Origin of the sequence: Motiliproteus sp. (assembly GCF_965230735.1) — a bacterium.
GTDB lineage: Bacteria > Pseudomonadota > Gammaproteobacteria > Pseudomonadales > Balneatricaceae > Motiliproteus.
The window spans coordinates 3,801,997-3,820,760 of sequence record NZ_OZ246016.1 but is presented as its reverse complement, the minus strand read 5'-3'; the positions used below and the strand labels follow the sequence as shown (position 1 = coordinate 3,820,760).

Here is an 18,764-nt window from a genome sequence, read left to right as displayed (position 1 = left end):
ATACCGTGCCTCGATTTTTTTCTAATATCTCATTGCTGCTTTCATCGTCGATGTTATCCTCAGGGGTTTCTCTGATAGGATTCTTTGTGCTGGCTAAAATTTATCCGGTTGCTCATGTTGGTCATTATTCAATTTTTATAGTGTTGGCTAACTTGCTTTCTATGGTGTATAGCTTTGGCCTGCAAAACGCTATCCCTGTCTGTGACGAGAAGGATCTGCTGCCTGTCTCTAAGCTTTATTTAGTATTCTCAACGCTGTTGGCCTTTTTGTCTTTTATCGTTATTCTATCTGTTGATTCAAGTTATATATTGGTTCCATTTTGCGCTTTGATTATATCTGTCTGCTACCTTTGTGAACAATATTGCCTAAGGTATGGTTTAGTAAAGATGTTGTCTGGCTATCGGGTCTGGAATGCGCTGTTGATTTTCTCTTTGCCAGCTATTGCTGGATTATATATTGAGAATCCAACAGTTGAGATAATATATGGATCTGTAGTCGGGTACGCTATTTCCTTTTCAATAATTTCCTTGATTTTGTTAGACAGGATAAAACTGGAAAGAGGTTCGTTAAGTCTTTCCAGCTGTATAAGTAAATATTCTAATTATTACTATATGGGTTTGGGGCGTATGCTGCATACCTTTGCATACTCCCTTCCTGTCATTGTCAGTGGCTACTTCTTCAGCCCCGTTATTGCAGCAAATGTGAATTTCGCCCAAAAATTATCCTTGGCCCCTATGCAGATAATTGGAGGGTCGGTTCTCCAGCATCTGACGGTAATGTTCTCAAACAGAAAACGTAACGGAGAGAGTCTTCTTTCAGGAGTAGGGAAGGAATTATATTTTTTATTAATTATGTCCGTTTTGTCTTTTTTAGCCTTGGTTTTTATCGCGCCGTTACTAATAGATTACTTCTTTTCCGATGAATGGGATGACTCTATTGAGTATATATATATATTTACTGTTTTGATTATACCTATGGTTGTGGTTGCACCGTTTACTTGTGTGTATCAATTTGTCGGAATGCAGAGACAAGTCCTCATAAACCAACTTGCTACTGCGTGCGGTGCAATAATTATATTTGGAATGTCTATATATCTTGATGACTTTAAAACTGGCCTTTTTGCCTTCTCGATCTATGTGCTAGCTGTATATTTTTATATTGGCATTACTGTACTGAAAATTAAAAGAACATGATTAAATCCTTTGTTAAACTGTTCCTGTATTTTGCTATATACCCTCTGGTGTCGAAAAGCGCACGAAATGCTATCGGGAAAATTAATCAGATAAATTCTACTATAAGTCATATGGATGAGCCGATTCTTTTTTATAATAAGTTTAGGGCTCACAGACAGTTTTCTGAATTTTTTATTGATGCATTAAGGGATGCTGGAAAGTCTGTTGTTGTGTTAGATGGCTATATGAGTGACTCTGTGGATGAGGCGTCAAGATATTATATCGATAATAAATTTGAGATTTATAATATTCTTTTGAAATGTAAGATGTACGTGACGCCGGCATCAAATCTAAAGTATGAATGTAAGCCTGCCAGATCCAAAGCAGTACATATATTTCATTCGCTTGTGAGTATGCATTTGATATACGGCGATGATGGATTTGATAACTACGAATATTTCATAGGTGCCGGTCCTCATCATTTATTGGAGTTTAATGCGATTAAGGAGATTAGGGGGCTGAGAGCTGCTTTCTATAAAGTAGGTTACCCAAAAGTAGATGAGCTGACGACCTATGCTGGATCAAATCTCTATAGTTCTGATCGTAAAGTTATATGCATAGCTCCATCGTGGCACAAAGAAAATATAATTAACAGTGATCTAGAATCAACAATCGCTGGCCTCATTGATAATGGTTATTATGTAAAGCTTCGTCCTCACCCTCACTCATTTTTATACCAGATGGGAGATATTAAATACTTATCTGCGTGTTTTGGTAAGAATGATTTTACTATTGAAGATTCAAGTATTGATTTTTTGGCCTCGCTTTCCGAAAGTGATTTGCTGATATCAGATTGGTCCGGCGTTGCCTATGAGTTTGCTTTTGCCTTAACAAGGCCTGTCTTATTTATAAACTCTCAGCAAAAAATTTCCTCCAAGACCTTAAAAGATCTTGGCCTCCCTGCTATGGAAAAAGAGTGTAGGGAAAGAGTCGGATTTGTTATTGATAAAAATGAAATATGCTCGGCTGTATCGATGGTCTTTAATAATTATGAGGCTTTGAAAGAAAGTATTGAATCTGCGCGGGACAGTTATTTGTATAATCACCTAGATGCTGTTGAAGTTGGTAAAGCCGCCTTGATTAATATATCTGAAGATATTTATGGTGCTAAATGATGGGCCGAGAACCATTAGTTTCTGTTTTGTTGCTAAGTTATAATCATGAAAAGTACTTGGGAGAGTGCTTGTATTCGATAGCTAATCAATCTTATAAAAATATAGAAATTATCATCGCGGATGATTGTTCTTCTGACGGTTCTAGACAAATTGTCGATGACTTTGTATCTGAATTCTCATCTTCTATACCAATCAAGCCTATAAAAAGGTCAGAAAACGTTGGTATTATCAATAATATCAATGATGCAATCGAGTATGTAGAAGGTGAAGTTGTTGTTATTCATGCCAGTGATGATTTCTCAAGGGTTGATCGTGTAGAAAAAATAGTACAGGCATTCTCTTCAAATAAGAATATTAAATACGTTGGCAGTGAGGCCAGAGCTGTTAATGTCGATGGTGACGTTATAGGTTTCTATAAGAACGGGCCTGCTGGTCTGTTCACATGCGATGAGATGTGTCGTTCGGGGCATTCGCTGATCGTTGGCGCAACAGGAGCATGGCTAAGTTGTCTCAATAGAGATATATTTCCGTTGCCTACCAGCTTGAATAATGAGGACCAAATCATCCCTTTTATTTGTGCATCCAAGGGGCTGGTGTTTAATATTTCTGAGGCTTTGGTAGATTATAGATTTCATGAAAGTTTGTCTGGGATTTGGGCTAGTATTGGCATCAGAGGGGATGAGGCTGTACGTCATCGGGTAAAGGAGCTGGATAATCAAATACTCAATTTGAAATTTATTGCTCAGTCACTTAATGGTTATAAGAGAATTCTCCTGTGCAGAACTGTTGATTCACTTAGTTTGGAAAATGCTTTGCTTGCAAAATGCTGGTTGGGCAGAATTAAAATATCACACAGATGTTTTTCGCTCTATATGAATGACAAGTCTGCGGGTCGTTTGGCTAAGTTGATAATTTTGATCTTTTCAAAACGGTTGTATTTTTGGTTTATTCGTCGTGCTAGAAGTCAAAAAATAAGTGGCTCCATCTAATGAGTGATCATTTTATAAATAGGCATGGATCTGAATTTTTATTCTTTTCTTTGTTGCTATTGTTGTTTTCAGTTCAGATCGTATTTGCCTCGGCTAGCTTTATTCAGTATATGCTGCTGCCTATGCTGGCATGTTTCTTTATATTTTCTTTCCGCCTGAGCCCTATATTCACATCGCTGGCTTACGTCGCTACAGTTTGGCTCCTATATGTTGTCTATGGTTTTTATTCTTCCCTGAGTGGTGGTCTATCTATATATCCCGGCTATACTCATTTTGTTGGCTTTGTTCATGTTTTGCCATTCATTCTATTACCTTTAGTTGTTTATCGAATCAGCCTTGGTACTAGTTTGGCTTTTTATTTCTTTTATATTGCCTTTGTTTTATCTGTTTCTTTATTTAAGTCAGACGTAAAGACTACTGCTGTTGTAGTCAGAAATCTTTGCCTCTTCTTCACGGCCTTTGTGATAGGGTCTTATTGTTTGATTCCTGATGAGGCTAGGAAAAGTTTTTTGTACTGTGTCTTGGGGATGTTATTCATTATTGTTGCATTTGTTTTTTTGGATTCCTTTGGTGTTGAATTTTGGACCGTGTGGTTTGATTCCGCCTTTGTTTCTGCTTTAAAGAATGCCGCAACCTTTGATAATGGGATGATATCTAATAAATGGTCATATAACTCCGGGATTATGATTTACCGTTTGTCTTCAATTTTTTTTGAACCACACCATTTTGGTCAGCTGTCAGCATTCTTTTCAGTCTTGAGTTGGTCTTTTTACGAAAGCTCAAGAAAGAATAAGCTTATTTTTCTTGCATTGTCCGTATTGTTTTTTCTGTTCTGTATGCTGTCTTTCGTCAAAACAGCATGGATGATGCTAGTAGTGTCCTATATGACGTATTTTTTATTGCATAAACTGTATCGCCCTGGGCGTATCAAGAGTGTGCTATTCCTTCTGTTGTATTGTTTTATAGGATATTTTCTGGTCAGTGCTTATATGTTGTTAGGTATTGCCGATACAGCGAGTACGCACCTGGATGCGATGTTGCTTTCATTCCAACTAAATAACTTTTCTGAGTATCTGATTGGAATCGGCACAGTTGGATCTGGCTATCATGCAGGGGTCAACGCTCATGAGTCATTCAGTGTTCTCCAGTCAGATAGTGGGCTCAGCACTATCGTCCTTTCGGTTGGCTTTATTGGTCTTTCGGGTTTTTTCTATCTTATTCTCTTGGTTGTTAAACAAGTTGGCTTTGCTCAAAAAATAAACAGAGCATGTTCTTCTGTTGTGTTAGGCTGGTTCTCGATTATACCTTTTGTTTCTTCTGGATTTTCGCCAGTTGTTGTTTTCCCGTTATTTTTTACGGCAGGGCTTTGTTGTCGGAGTTGGTATGTCAGAGAAAATTAGTTATACCGTAAGAAGTTATGATCCCTACGATCTATGGTCTACAAAAATAGGTGTATGGGCTAGGGAGAGGTTCTATAAGGGGCTCTTGGTAGGGCGTTTGCTATGTATTATTATCGGTGTTGTTGACTGGCTTGTTCCAGAGCTATCAAGAAGGATATTTAGGGTTAGGAAAAAATCTTACCCTATTTCATCTTGCCTCCTAATCGGAGCCCAGCCTGATATTAATTACCCTTCGGCAATTCGATGGTTTTGTGACTGCTTTAAGATAAAACCGTCTGCCCCGTCTGTCGGTTTGGGTTTTTGCTGGATGTCTAAGAACGGATTGTATGATGAGAGTGTCTCTTTTATTACCCATACTCCTTATTTTGTAGAAGTTTGCTTACAATGTTATTTGAAAACCAATGATGTTAATTCCTATGAGATGTTTTTCAACTCTTTCCATTTTATAGAGAGTCTTGAGGTGATGGAAGATGGAGAGTCTCATTTGGCTCTTTCGTATGCGCCCGTCAAGGAAGAGCGAATAGTTGTCAATGCTAACGCTTATGCAGCATATTTGTATTGCTTGCATGCAACATATGGTGCTGAGGATCGTCGGGCTTATTGTCAAGCCAAAGCAGAAAAAATCATCAATTGGATACTGCTAAATCAAGAAGATGATGGGTCTTGGTTTTATTACTCAGATGATGCTGAGGGAAACTTCATCGATTGTTTTCACTCTTGCTTCGTATTGAAGAATTTAATTAAAGTAAGAAATATAATGCCCAGTCTTAATGATAGGGTCTTTCTCTCTATTGACAGAGGCTTTAGGTTCCTCAAGGAAAACATGTTTGATGAGAATTCAATGCTTTGTAAGCGTTTTGTATCTCGAGATATCAAAGATCCATTCAAATGGGATATTTATGACCAGGCTGAATACTTAGGGTTACTGATTGACTTGAAGCTATATGATGAAGCGGCTCTCTTTGCTAAGCATGTTGAGGCTGTCTTTCGTAGAGAGGATGATTGGTTCTCAAGAATTGATATGTTTGGGTTAAAGTGGGGGCGTAACTTTATACGCTGGGGGATAGCTCCTTTCATATATCAACGGTCACGTTTAGAACAAATTTCTAAGGATAGTTGCGTATCATGTGTGGAATAATAGGGACTATTTCTTCCGATGTAGTAACGGCAGTCAGTGAGCTTTTGGAGAGTCTTCATCATCGTGGCCCTGATGGGCAGGGTGCACAGAGCTTCAGTATCGCGAACAAGCACGTCTGGATTGGGCATACTAGGCTTGCAATTCTAGACTTATCCACACATGGCCACCAGCCAATGCAGAGTAAAGATGGGCGCTGGTGGTTGACATTCAATGGCGAAATTTACAATCACTTATCTTTAAGAAGCACCCTTGTCGAACCTTTTAAAGGGCATTCAGATACAGAAACGCTAGTAGAATTGATTTCTGCCCATGGTATTTATAAGGCTTTGGCTGATCTCAACGGTATGTTTGCTTTTGCTGCATTTGATACCTTAGAGAATAAACTGTATTTGGCTAGAGACCCATATGGTATCAAGCCGCTTTACTACTCAGAGTCTCAAGAGTGCTTTGCATTCTCTTCTGAAGTTCGGGCTTTAAAAAGAATCTCTTCTGATTTGGGGGGGGCACAACCAAATGTTTCTATTTCAGGCTTGCAGCAGTTCTTAACACTGCGGTACGTTCCTTCCCCTTTGACTTTATGGGATGGCATTAAACGACTTCCTCCCGGTCATGTAATGTGTGTTGATGTCAGTAGCCGTAAATCTAATACACGTCCCTATGTTCAGCCTCAGTCTACTAGGTTTAGAGGCTCCTTTGATGAAGCTGTTAGTGTTTATCAGCAAAAGCTTTTCGATGCGGTTAGTAGACAGCTTCTTTCTGACGTACCGGTTGGTGTTCTTTTGTCTGGTGGGATCGATTCAGCTCTTGTCGCAGCGATGGCTAAGGAGGCTGGTTCCTCTCCGCCTTGTTTTACTGTTGGTTTTGGTCAAGGGCATGAGGAGTGTGAAATAGATGACGCTGCTCATACGGCGAAAGTGCTTGATTTGCCATTCAGTCAGGTACATATCACCCCTGAGCAAATGATGTCGTCTTTGCCTGCTATTGCGAAAAGTATTGAAGAGCCTTTGGGTACAACTTCGATTATGCCCATGTGGCAACTTGTTCAGCACGCTAGGAAAGAGGTTACTGTTGTCTTGACTGGGCAAGGAACGGACGAGCCATGGGGTGGGTATAAACGTTACCAAGTTGAGCTGGTTCGTAGGCGGTTTGGTTTGCCGCTATTCTGGAGCGGGGCTAATTTTGCGCTGTCTCGTTGGCTGGGTAAACCGGAGTCTTTAGAGCGAGGCTTTAGGTCACTTTCAAAGAGTAATCCGGTTGAACAAATCATAGAGGCTGCATCTTTATTCACTTCAGAAGAGCGGCACTTACTAACCGGAAAGGCGCATGATGGTGGCGTTTCCCATCAAATTGAGAATTGGATGCAGTGGTTTGGTAACTCAAGCCTATCTAGCGTCGAGAATATGATGCGACTTGATACGCGGATGAACCTAGCGGACGACCTTCTGCTTTACGGCGATAAGACATCAATGGCCTTTTCGCTTGAGGCTCGTGTCCCTATGTTGGATACGGAATTGGTTGCTTTTGTTGAGTCACTTCCCATCGAATACCGCATTAAATGGCGGCAGTCCAAGATTATTCATAAAGCTATGGCTGAGCGTTATTTGCCTTCAGAGATTGTTCACAGGCCCAAAAAAGGCTTTCAAGTACCGTTTAGGCGTTGGTCCTGCCATGAGTGGCGAGATTGGCTGGAACCCTTGCTTGTTGAAGGGCTTGATGGGCTGCTCTGTCGTGATGGTGTTAAAGCTATTTGGCATCAGCACATTGCAGGGAAACCTGACCGGAGTCGGCAAGTTTTCGCGTTATTGATGCTTGCTCTGTGGCGCAAGGAGCACATAGTCTGATGTTAAAAATCTCAATGAACAGAATATGTATGATGGGCTGCCCAATGGATGTGGCCAGTATGGAGGAGACAGTAAAGCACATTGCTCAGTCTATATCTGAGCGTCGTTTCACCCAGCATGTGGTCGTGAATGTGGCCAAAGTGGTTAACATGCGCAAGGATGCTGCACTCGATCAATCTGTGCGTGAGTGCGACATCATCAATATCGATGGTATGGGCGTTGTGCTAGGGGCTAGATCTCTCGGTCATAATGTGCCTGAGCGCGTTGCAGGTGTGGACCTGTTTCATAACCTGTTGGCCATGAGCGCCGAGAAGGGGTTTTCAGTATTTTTGTTGGGTGCGGAAGAATCGATCGTTGCTGAAACTAGTTTGCGTGTACAGGCTTTGTATCCCGGTCTTGATGTAGCTGGCTGTCACCACGGTTACTTCTGGGATGATGAAGAAACAGTAGTGAACCAGATCCGTGAGTCTGGTGCTCGACTGCTGTTTGTTGCGATTACTTCGCCTAAGAAAGAAAACTTTATCAACCGATGGAAAGATCAGCTCGGCGTCGATTTTGTGATGGGTGTCGGTGGTACCTTTGATGTGGTCGCCGGCAAGGTCAAGCGCGCGCCTGTTTGGATGCAGCGCTATGGCTTGGAGTGGCTCTATCGCGTTATTCAAGAACCACGTCGGATGTGGAAGCGTTACCTTGTCACCAACAGTCAGTTTGCGTGGCTATTGCTGAAAGAGTGGATTACCCAAAAATTAGGATGACTTTCGGCCTTTTGATGGTCATGGGTATGTAGTGGCATAGTGAATTTGGCCACCTGAATAGAGGTGATAGCATCACCTCTTCAACAACAGGTGATCCAATGACCCGAAAATCTCGACCTAACTTCAGCCCCGAATTCCGTCTCGAATCAGCTCAACTGGTTATCGACCACGGCTACACCATCCGCGAAGCTTGTGAGGCGATGAACGTCAGTCGCTCCTCAATGGAGAAGTGGGTACGTCAACTCAAACAGGAGCGTAGCGGGGACAGTCCGAAAGCCGCGCCGATGACCCCGGAGCAGCGTCGTATAAGGGAGCTAGAGAGACAGCTCAAACGCGCAGAGACGGAGAAAGAGATTCTAAAAAAGGGCTTGGCTCTCTTGATGTCAGACGAGCTGAAAAATATTCGATAATTCAGCGTCTTCAAGAGAGCTATCCGATCAAACAGCTGTGCCAGATCTTCGATATTCAGCGCAGCAGTTACAAGTACTGGCGCAGCCAGCCTCGAAGCGATAACCCTTATCGTCGCAAGCTTAAACTGATGGTGCGAGCCGCCCATCAGTTGAGCGGAGGGTCTGCCGGAGCAAGAACAGTGGCCAGCATCGTCACTCAGCGAGGCGTGGCACTCAGCCGTTATGTTGCAAGCAAGCTGATGAAGGAGTTACGCCTCGTGAGCAACCAGCTGCCAAAACATGCGTATAAGCGAGCCGATAAGCTTCATGTGGCAATCCCGAACGCACTAGATCGACAGTTCGTGGTCGGCAAACCTAACCAGGTTTGGTGTGGCGACATCACCTATGTCTGGACTGGAGAGCGTTGGGCTTACCTGGCGGTCGTACTGGATCTTTATGCCCGCAGGCCAGTCGGCTGGGCGCTATCGCTAAAAGCTGATAGCAAGCTGACAAGTAAGGCGTTGATGATGGCGTATGAATCGAGAGGAAGGCCGAAGGATCTGATGTTCCACAGCGACCAAGGTGTTCAATACACCAGCTTGCGGTTCAGGCAGCACCTATGGCGCTACCAGATCCAGCAGAGCATGAGTCGAAGAGGAAACTGTTGGGATAACGCGCCAATGGAACGCTTCTTCCGCAGCCTGAAAACGGAGTGGATACCCGAAACTGGCTACACCTCATTTGCTCAAGCCAAGCAGTCGATTACTGATTACTTGATTGGCTATTACAGCCAGGTCCGGCCGCATCAACACAGCGATATGTTGCCGCCGAATATGACAGAGAAAAACTACTGGAATGCGTACAAATCCGTGGCCAGTTTTACTTGACCACTACAATTGGTCGTCACAAACCTACTTGTGTACATAGCTTTCAGCTCCTTCTTGTTAGAACGGATAAGGTGGGGAATAGGGCAGGTTCGCCAAGCCTGTTGCCCCTATCAAGCACTGTACGCTGATATGCTGATCCGACATAATGCGCGCTTCTTACTATGACAATGGGACTGTCTGACACCACATGAAATACTCGGGTTTCCTTAAAGAGCACTCTCACACTTTGATGTGGACCCTTCGTGGACTTGATTGGTTTGTGCTTGTGCTCAGTTGCTGGGTTGCTATGGGTTTGGCAATTGGAACCAGTACCTTTCACCATGACTACACCGTAGCGGTTGTGGTTGCTTCTTTTGCATCTTTTACTGTTTACCCATTCTTTTCCATATACAGGACTTGGCGCGGCGCAACCAAGATGGAGGAGGCGCGGGCTTTGTTTTTGGGCTGGACTTCGCTATTTGCAGTGCTGGCCATGTTGGCTGTACTTACCAAAACATCAGAAGAGTACTCGCGACTTTGGTTTGGGCTCTGGTACACCATTGGATTAGCCTGGCTTGTCGTGTCCCGTTTTTTGATGCGTGGGTTCTTGGGGTATATACGGGAGAATGGTCTCAATATCCGTAGGATTGTCATTGTTGGATCTGATGAATTAGGGCAACGGGTGGCAACAACTTTGCTATCCGAGAATTGGACAGGACTACAGGTTGCGGGTTTTTTCACCGATGATCTCCAACCAATGTTAAATGCCTTTCTTAGCGACCTCCCGGTACTCGGAGGCCTCGACTCCTGCCCTGATTATGTAAGACAGAAGAAAATTGATCAGGTCTGGATCTGCCTGCCGCTTGAAGATGAGCAGCGCATGCGGGCTCTTTTTGAATCTTTGGACGATGTTCCGGTCGATCTACGCTTTGTTCCGGATATTTTCGGCTTCCAGTTGATCAATCATTCTGTGTCTGAGATCGCCGGCCTTCCGGTAATCGATCTATCCGCATCTCCGATGGATGGAATACATCGGGTACTTAAAGGGATTGAAGACCGAGTGCTATCCGCGATTATCCTGTTGCTTATCAGTCCTGTATTAGCGGTAATCGCAGGTGCGATCAAATTGACTTCATCGGGGCCGGTTATCTTCAAGCAGCGTCGTTACGGTATCAATGGAGAAGAGATCAAAGTCTACAAATTTCGATCCATGACTGCCCAGGATAACGGTGCTGTAGTGAAGCAGGCGCAGAAGAACGACTCTCGTATCACTCCTCTGGGCGCCTTTTTAAGACGCACATCCTTAGATGAATTGCCGCAGTTTTTTAATGTGCTTCAGGGACGTATGTCGATTGTTGGTCCCCGTCCCCATGCGGTGGCTCATAATGAACAGTACAAAGGCTTAATTGGCGGCTACATGAAGCGCCATCTGGTTAAGCCAGGTATTACGGGTTGGGCGCAAATAAACGGTTGGCGGGGCGAAACGGATACACTGGATAAGATGGAGAAACGGGTTGAATACGACCTTTACTACATCGAAAACTGGTCGCTCTGGTTTGATTTGAAAATAATCTTTTTGACTATTTTCAAAGGCTTTGTGCATAAGAATGCGTACTAGGGGCGTTGGTTTTGACTACACTGGAGCGCGTAGGTTTCTAACCATATCAGAGGATCGCGCAACAAATGGATAGTCAGCAATTAGTGCCGGTCATCATGTCCGGCGGGTCTGGAACCCGTCTATGGCCTGCCTCCCGTGGCCACTGTCCAAAGCAGTTTCTGCCGTTGGTCAATGAAACCACGATGATTCAAGATACCGCGGCTCGTCTGGATGGCTTGGAAAGTTTGGCAGCCCCCTTGGTGATTTGTAATGAGTCCCACCGCTTTCTCGTGGCCGAGCAGTTTCGGACTGAGGGTCATAAGCCAAGTGGGATCATTTTGGAACCAGTCGGGCGTAATACAGCGCCGGCGGTTGCATTGGCGGCGTTGCATGCGATTAAGGACGGTAAAGACCCTCTTTTGCTGGTGCTGGCTGCCGACCATGTGATTCTGGACCATGACGCTTTCCATAGCGCTGTTGATCAGGCCAGGGCTGTGGCGGTTGAAGGGGGGCTGGTGACTTTTGGTATCGTGCCAACTCAGCCGGAGACTGGTTACGGTTATATCAAAGCTGGCGAGGGAGTGGTTTCTCGATCGGTAGAAGCCTTTGTTGAGAAGCCGGATCGTGAGACGGCACAGTCCTATCTCGATGCTGGCTGTTATTTCTGGAATAGCGGCATGTTTCTGTTCCGGGCATCGGCCTATCTGGAAGAACTGAAGAAATTTCAACCCGAGGTGCTGGAAGCTTGCCGTCAGGCGTTGGCTAGCGAGCATCCGGATCTGGATTTTATCCGCCTAGATGAAGAGGCTTTCAAGCGTAGCCCGGACATCTCGATCGATTACGCGGTGATGGAGAAGACCGATCGGGCGGTGATGGTGCCGTTGGATGCGGGATGGAGCGATGTCGGTTCCTGGTCATCGCTGTGGGATGTTACAGCTAAGGATACGGCGGGAAATGTCTGCCGAGGCGATGTGTTAACCCATGATGTTAGCGATAGCTACCTATCCAGTACCGATCGCTTGGTGGCCGCTGTTGGGGTCGATTCTCTGGTTGTAGTTGAAACGGCCGATGCGTTGCTGGTGGCAGCCAAGGATCGAGTACAGGATGTCAAAGCAATTGTTAGTCAGCTAAAACAACAGAATCGGGCAGAGGCTACCGACCAAAAATGCGTTTACCGCCCTTGGGGTAGTTACGAGTCGATCGATCAGGGTGAACGGTTTCAGGTTAAACATATCCGGGTCAAGCCAGGTGAGCAGCTATCGTTGCAGAAACACCACCACCGGGCCGAGCATTGGATTGTAGTTAATGGTACAGCACGAGTTACCTGTGGCGAGAAGACCTTCCTGGTCAGCGAGAATCAATCCACTTATATCCCGATCGGTGAGGTCCATCGCCTAGAGAATCCCGGTAAGATTCCGCTTGATCTGATTGAAGTCCAGACCGGTAGCTATCTCGGTGAGGATGATATTGTCAGGCTGGAAGACCGTTACGGTCGTTAAGATCAATTGTCACTAGTCTTCAGCTACTTGTTGGGGAACTAACAGTCCGATCGTTCTTTGATCACGGTAGGGCTCTTTCTTTCGCATATAAGTCGGCCTCTCTATTCTTGCTTCGATTGGCAACACTTCTTTTGTTGCCCTTTAGGGCTCTCCCCGCGCTAGGGGGGCAATCATCGTCATCCGGTCTGCTCAATTGCTATCCGTTTAGAAACAGCGCTTGGGCTGGCAGCTACCCACAATGGAGCTACGCTTGGAATAGGCCGACGGGCCGATAATTGTTATATCCAAGGAGCTCCAATGAAGACACGGATTCTGGAACCGGCGCGGAACGCCCACAACTCGCCTTTGCTGATCAAAAACCTGCTGTTGTCTGGTCAGCGTTATTATCCCGATCGTGAGATCGTTTACAGCGATATCTGCCGCTATAACTACCTGACCCTGAATGAGCGCATTGCCCGCTTGGCTAATGCGTTGGCGGAAGCCGGAATCGGTGCCGGGGATACTGTGGCGGTCTTGGATTGGGACAGTCATCGCTATCTGGAAGCCTATTTTGCTGTGCCGATGATCGGCGCGGTACTGCATCATGTGAATGTACGCTTGAGCCCTGAACAGATCATCTACACCATGAACCATGCCGAAGATGATCTGGTGCTGGTCCATGACGACTTCCTGCCGCTCATAGAGCAGGTCGCCGACTCACTCGAGAGCGTGCGTGGTTATATTCAGCTGACCGACACCAAGGCTCCAGCTACCGAGCTGAAAGTGATCGGCGAATACGAGGCGCTGTTGTCGGTGGCTTCGTCGGACTTTGAGTTCCCGGATTTCGATGAAAACTCTATCGCCACCACTTTCTACACCACCGGTACCACGGGAAATCCGAAAGGCGTCTACTTCAGTCATCGCCAGTTGGTGCTGCATACGCTGGCGATGGCGCCGGCATTAGGTTGTATGGATTCGGTGCCTATGTTGCGCAGCGACGATGTTTACATGCCGATGACCCCGATGTTTCATGTCCATGCCTGGGGAGTGCCCTATGTCGCTACCATGCTGGGTGTGAAGCAGGTGTATCCGGGCCGTTACGAACCCGACAAGCTGATTCAACTGTTCCAGCGTGAGGGAGTTACCTTTTCCCATGGGGTCCCGACCGTGTTGCAGATGGTGCTTGGCTGTGAGTCGGCCAAAACAGCTGATCTTCAAGGCTGGAACATGCTGACCGGAGGTGCGGCACCGACCCAGGCGCTGTCCGAGGAGATGGCCCGTCGTGGTATCAACTTCGTTACGGCTTACGGTATGTCCGAGACCTGTCCGTTGCTGACGATGGTGAATCTGGACGAGCAGGCGCGCCAACTTCCGGCCGAACAGCAAACCGGAGCCCGAATCAGGACCGGTATCCCGGTACCAATGGTGGACCTAAGAATCGTCGACCCGGAGGGTAACTCGGTCGTACATGATGGCGAAGCGGTTGGAGAGATCGTCGCCCGCGCACCCTGGCTGACCCAGGGCTATTTCAAGGATCCGCAAAAGAGCGAGGAGCTCTGGGACGGTGGTTGGCTGCATACCGGCGATGTGGCGTCGATCGATCCCGCCCATGTGGTGCAGATCAAGGACCGAATCAAGGACGTGATCAAAACCGGTGGGGAATGGATCTCAACCATCGAACTGGAGAACCTGATCAGTAAGCATGAGGCGGTGGCCGAAGTGGCCGTGGTCGGCGTCCCCGATGAACGCTGGGATGAACGCCCACTGGCCATGATCGTGCCTTGTGCCGATGCCGAGTTGGATCTGGCAAAGGTTCAGCAGCACCTTCAACAATTTGTTGAGCAGGGTGAGATTGCCAAGTGGGCGGTGCCGGAGCGTATCGTACTGGTCGAGGCGCTGCCCAAGACCAGTGTGGGCAAGATCGATAAGAAGGTGATCCGCACGATGGTGTAAACGCCCTGAACAGTTAGCCTGTTTGGGATTGATCACACTCGATGCTTCATTTGAAGCAGTCGGTGCGGTAGGAAGGGCAATTCGTTTTACCGCCATAGGGAAGAGTTGTTACCAACACAGAGTCAAGGAGATAGGGTTAAGTGTTAATGCGGTGATCTCGATGTTTGAGAATCACGCTGTCGACTATTAGGTGAAGAAAACGATTCAAGTGTTCGCTACAATAGCCGCTAGCGCCTAAGCGCTTAGAACAATAAATTCACTGACATTTCTGGGTTCAGGATCACCTTATATTTATGGATGCACAACAGCAGCAGTTGGCGTTGGCCGCCATTCGTCGTCATTTCCTGTTTTCCAATTTTTCCGAATCAGAACTGGAGCAGATGATCAAATCTGTCCGGTTGTATGAGCTTAAGGCGGAACAGACGCTGTTCTACCAAGAGCAGCCCGCCGATCACTTCTTCCTGCTGGCCGATGGTCTGGTCAAGCTGTTCCGTACCGCGCCGGACGGTAATGAGAAAGTGATCGAGATCGTCTCTCCCGGACAGACCGTGGCCGAAGCGGTGATGTTTATGCGCCGTGCTCAGTTCCCGGTTAGTGCCCAGGCCCTCAAGGCCTCTCGGGTTTACGGCATTGATTGCGGCGTCTATTACGAGCTGCTGCAGCATAATGTCGATGCCTGCATGCGGATCATGGGCGACCTGAGTATGCGCCTGCATTCTCGCCTGAACGACGTGTTCAACCTGACCCAGCAGAACGCCACCTACCGGGTGGTTCGCTTCCTGGCCAGTCAGTTGCCCTCTGGCGCGAAAGACGGCTGTAAGTTTTATCTGAACTCACCCAAGCATGTCATCGCCTCCCGCTTGTCGGTCAAACCCGAGACCTTCTCGCGCTTAATGTCGACCCTGGCCCAAAAGGGGGTTATCGAAGTTAAGGGGCGTGAAATCACCATCCTTAGCCTCGAACAGTTGCATCAGTTCGAGTAAACGAATGCTTATACGATGGTTGACTTTAAACCGTCGGCGGCAGCTGGGCTGTTTTTTGGCCGCGCTGTGGTTGACGGTTTCTGCGCAGGCTCACCATGAACAAACGGAGCCCTCTGACGGCACCGTTAACAGCTTTATCCCCATTAAACCGCCGCTGACGATCAACTCGGTAGCTTTCGTCCGCGGCAAATCTGAGGCGGTTAGCTTGGATCAGTTTAAGGGTAAGCTGATCCTGCTGAACTTCTGGGCCACCTGGTGTCCGCCCTGTCTGCGTGAACTACCGTCGCTGGACCGACTCCAGCAGCGGCTGGGTTCCGAACGCTTCGAAGTGGTGGCCGTGGCGCTGGATCGTAGCGGCTACGAAGGGGCCAAGGCCTACTATAAGCGTTTGGGGGTAGAGCATCTGGAGCTCTATACCGGTTCCAAATTGGCGTTCAGTTACGAGTTTCCGGTCGACGTGTTTCCGTCCAGTTTCTTTATCGGTGCAGACGGCAGGGTGCTCAGCTTTCTACGCAGCTATGTCGAATGGGATGATCCGGCTGCCGATCATATGATCCGGGAATACCTTGCAAACAGTAGCTTGGGTACCGCAAAGGCGGAAAACCCGGTTGCGCCCTCCGAATGAATCGGGGATAATCGCGCCCCTGTTGCCGATCTTCATCTTCTATTGTTGAAAATCGCCGTTATGGTGGCCCCATTGGTCCCCCCGCAACGATAAGCCGTGAACCTGGTCAGGCCCGGAAGGGAGCAGCCACAGCGGTGGATTTGTGTGCCGGGGTGTGGCTGGTGGGGCCGCCTCCATTTTGGGCGATCGCTCAATCTTCTCTGCTGTGTTTTGATGCCAATCGCATCGGCGCTATCTCCTCTCTGCGGTTCCGAATCCAAGCCGGCTGGGCGTATACTAGCGGCTGATTAGTTGACTGATTCGTATGGGGAAACCAATGAAAATCCTTCCGCGCACCGTTCTGTTGTTATGTGCCTTGCTGAGTCTTCCGGCGCTGGCTGCGCCTAAGCCAAGCGCTCAGGATATTATGGCGATCTGCCAGAGTCAGCCGGAAAAAAGTGGTTTTTGCCTGGGTTATGTCACCGCAATTCGGGATACCCTGAAGCAGCAGATGAAAACCTCCGGCCGGACTGATTGGTGCTTTGACCGATCCTATCGTCAGCTTGGCAAGGCGGTGGTTGAAGATATCGTGGCTAACCCAAATGCGGCGCCGATGCTGCTCGACGCCGTCACCGAATCGTTACAGCGACTTTATCCCTGCCAGCCTCAATAAGGCTGCTGAGAAGGGAATAGCCGGCAAAAAAAGGCAGAATCGTGGCGATGGTCTATTTTTAATGGAACTTCCAGTATCTTCGTCGTCGCTTTGCATGGATTGCAGGCAAGTGAGTTATTCCCGTGAGTCCTACGATGGCTAACAAGCAATACCGAGCCGGTACGCTCCGAGCTATCGCTTTGCTGCTCTTCGCATTGTTGGCGGCTGTCTCGAAAGCCGACAATCATCAGCTCGTTACCGGGGAGTTTCCGCCCTTTACCGGTAAGGACCTGCCTGCCGGAGGCCTGGCCACCGATATTATCACGCTAGCATTCACTGCGATGGGGGAGAACGTAGAGGTCAGTTACCTCCCCTGGAAGCGGGGTTATGAAACTACCTTGCGAGGACGTTTCTTAGGCACCTTTGCGTACTCGAAGAACGAGGAGCGCGAGAAGACATGGCTGTTTTCGAAGCCGCTTTATAACCTGGAAGAGGTCTTTATCGGGCTGTCGGGTTCGCCGTTGAAATATGAGTCGGACGCTGACCTGAAAGGGCTGCGGATCTGCAAGCCGCTCGGGTACAACCTGTTTGGCCTGAAGAAACTGCACCAACAGGGCGATATTGCGCTTGTGCATCCCAGCGATATGGAAGGCTGTTTTCGGTTGTTGAGCAAAAAGCGGGTCGACCTGGTGATGACCAACAAGACCACCGCCGAGACCCTCAAACGCAGACAGATAGACGGCAAACTGGCATTTCAGGTACTGTCGAAACCCTTTGTCCGAATCGGTCACCACCTGATCATTCCCAAAACTCACCCCAACGCTCAAGCCCTGATGAACCGGTTTGATGCCAGCCTTGCGGATCTCCAGGCCAGCGGCCAAGTTGAACACCTGGTGGCACAACATGTCAGCCCCGGCAGTACGCTAACCCCTTGAGCCGTTGTTAAGCCGTAGATGGGGAGAGATGTGAAGCGCCAGCTGATTGTCGAGATAACCAACGTCAGTGCCTACCGGGAGGATCTGCAGGTCTTCGACGACCTGTCCTTCTGTTTGCAGCCACAGCAGCGGGTGGCGATTCTCGGCCCCAACGGTTCGGGTAAGAGCAGCCTGCTGAAGCTGATCTCCCGTGAGATCTATCCGGTGGTCCGCCCGAACAGTTATGTCAGGCTCTATGGCTCCGAAACGGTCAACCTGTGGGAGCTTCGCCGCAAGATCGGCTTGGTTTCCCACGACCTTCAGACTGGCTATACGCCTTACTCCACCGGGCTGGAGGTGGTGGTGTCCGGCTTTTTCGGCGCTATCGGCGCCCACACCCATCTGCAGCCGTCACCACAGCAGCTCGATGAAGCCCGGGCCGCGATTGCTTCGCTCGGGGTGAGCGAGCTGGAAGAGCGGATGTATCAGCGGATGTCCACCGGTCAGCAGCGCCGATTTCTGTTGGCGCGTGCGCTGATCCATCAGCCGGAGCTGTTGATCATGGACGAACCCACCGCCGGGCTCGATATCGGTGCGGCGTTTCAGCTGCTCACGACCCTTAGGCAGTTATGCCGAGCGGAGCGTTCGCTGTTGCTGGCCACCCACCATGTAGAGGAGATTATTCCCGAGATCGAGCGGGTGGTGCTGATCTCGAACGGTAAGATCCTGGCCGACGGACCCAAGGCCGAGGTGCTGAACAGCGACAACCTCAGCCGCCTGTATGGGCTGGAGCTTCGATTGCAGCAAAGTCGGGGCTGGTATCGACTCAGTTGGTAGGCGCCGAGTCTGCTGTAGGGG

General features: G+C 47.9%; 16 protein-coding genes and 1 other RNA gene. All 17 read left to right on the top strand.

Annotated features, from left to right (window positions below; genetic code table 11):
- The first annotated feature begins 86 nt into the window (after nt 1–86).
- The 17 genes from ACO05M_RS17725 (at nt 87) to ACO05M_RS17645 (ending at nt 18,743) form a co-directional block, all read left to right on the top strand.
- A complete protein-coding gene (locus ACO05M_RS17725) occupies nt 87–1,193 on the top strand; it encodes an oligosaccharide flippase family protein (protein WP_421866003.1) in 1,107 nt (368 codons plus the stop codon).
- A gap of 110 nt (nt 1,194–1,303) precedes the next feature.
- On the top strand, nt 1,304–2,347 hold the full coding sequence (locus ACO05M_RS17720) for a CDP-glycerol glycerophosphotransferase family protein (protein WP_421866000.1): 1,044 nt from the start codon (nt 1,304–1,306) through the stop codon (nt 2,345–2,347).
- Nucleotides 2,344–3,336, top strand: a complete 993-nt coding sequence (locus ACO05M_RS17715; protein ID WP_421865997.1) for a glycosyltransferase family 2 protein — start codon at nt 2,344–2,346, stop codon at nt 3,334–3,336. The genes ACO05M_RS17720 and ACO05M_RS17715 overlap by 4 nt, the downstream gene beginning before the upstream one ends.
- Nucleotides 3,336–4,736, top strand: a complete 1,401-nt coding sequence (locus ACO05M_RS17710; protein WP_421865994.1) for a hypothetical protein — start codon at nt 3,336–3,338, stop codon at nt 4,734–4,736. Before ACO05M_RS17715 ends, ACO05M_RS17710 begins: the two co-directional genes overlap by 1 nt.
- Nucleotides 4,720–5,874, top strand: a complete 1,155-nt coding sequence (locus ACO05M_RS17705) for a hypothetical protein (protein ID WP_421865992.1) — start codon at nt 4,720–4,722, stop codon at nt 5,872–5,874. Before ACO05M_RS17710 ends, ACO05M_RS17705 begins: the two co-directional genes overlap by 17 nt.
- Entirely contained in the window at nt 5,862–7,715 is a 1,854-nt protein-coding gene (asnB, locus tag ACO05M_RS17700; protein ID WP_421865989.1) for an asparagine synthase (glutamine-hydrolyzing), read from the top strand. Before ACO05M_RS17705 ends, asnB begins: the two co-directional genes overlap by 13 nt.
- On the top strand, nt 7,715–8,470 hold the full coding sequence (locus ACO05M_RS17695) for a WecB/TagA/CpsF family glycosyltransferase (RefSeq protein ID WP_421865987.1): 756 nt from the start codon (nt 7,715–7,717) through the stop codon (nt 8,468–8,470). Before asnB ends, ACO05M_RS17695 begins: the two co-directional genes overlap by 1 nt.
- Before the next feature lie 98 nt (nt 8,471–8,568).
- Nucleotides 8,569–9,746 (top strand): IS3 family transposase gene (locus ACO05M_RS17690; protein WP_421865984.1). Its coding sequence is split into 2 segments (ribosomal slippage): nt 8,569–8,839 and nt 8,839–9,746, totalling 1,179 coding nucleotides; the frame shifts between segments, so codons are not numbered across the junction.
- A gap of 187 nt (nt 9,747–9,933) precedes the next feature.
- Nucleotides 9,934–11,343 carry an undecaprenyl-phosphate glucose phosphotransferase gene (locus ACO05M_RS17685; protein ID WP_421865981.1) on the top strand — a complete coding sequence of 470 codons (1,410 nt, stop codon included), beginning with the start codon at nt 9,934–9,936 and terminating at the stop codon, nt 11,341–11,343.
- Nucleotides 11,344–11,408: 65 nt separating this feature from the next.
- Nucleotides 11,409–12,821, top strand: coding sequence for a mannose-1-phosphate guanylyltransferase/mannose-6-phosphate isomerase (locus ACO05M_RS17680; protein WP_421865978.1), 1,413 nt, complete (start codon nt 11,409–11,411; stop codon nt 12,819–12,821).
- Between the two features lie 297 nt (nt 12,822–13,118).
- Nucleotides 13,119–14,753, top strand: coding sequence for a fatty acid--CoA ligase (locus tag ACO05M_RS17675; RefSeq protein ID WP_421865975.1), 1,635 nt, complete (start codon nt 13,119–13,121; stop codon nt 14,751–14,753).
- 293 nt (nt 14,754–15,046) lie between these two features.
- A complete protein-coding gene (locus ACO05M_RS17670; protein ID WP_421865973.1) occupies nt 15,047–15,736 on the top strand; it encodes a Crp/Fnr family transcriptional regulator in 690 nt (229 codons plus the stop codon).
- A gap of 205 nt (nt 15,737–15,941) precedes the next feature.
- Nucleotides 15,942–16,361 carry a TlpA disulfide reductase family protein gene (locus tag ACO05M_RS17665; RefSeq protein ID WP_421865970.1) on the top strand — a complete coding sequence of 140 codons (420 nt, stop codon included), beginning with the start codon at nt 15,942–15,944 and terminating at the stop codon, nt 16,359–16,361.
- Between the two features lie 70 nt (nt 16,362–16,431).
- Nucleotides 16,432–16,528, top strand: an RNA gene (gene ffs / locus ACO05M_RS17660) — signal recognition particle sRNA small type.
- Between the two features lie 149 nt (nt 16,529–16,677).
- Complete coding sequence (locus ACO05M_RS17655) at nt 16,678–17,013, top strand: Rap1a/Tai family immunity protein (protein WP_421865967.1); 336 nt, start codon at nt 16,678–16,680, stop codon at nt 17,011–17,013.
- 134 nt (nt 17,014–17,147) lie between these two features.
- Entirely contained in the window at nt 17,148–17,927 is a 780-nt protein-coding gene (locus ACO05M_RS17650; RefSeq protein WP_421865965.1) for a substrate-binding periplasmic protein, read from the top strand.
- A 30-nt stretch (nt 17,928–17,957) separates the two neighbouring features.
- Entirely contained in the window at nt 17,958–18,743 is a 786-nt protein-coding gene (locus tag ACO05M_RS17645; protein WP_421865962.1) for an ABC transporter ATP-binding protein, read from the top strand.
- Nucleotides 18,744–18,764: the final 21 nt, after the last annotated feature.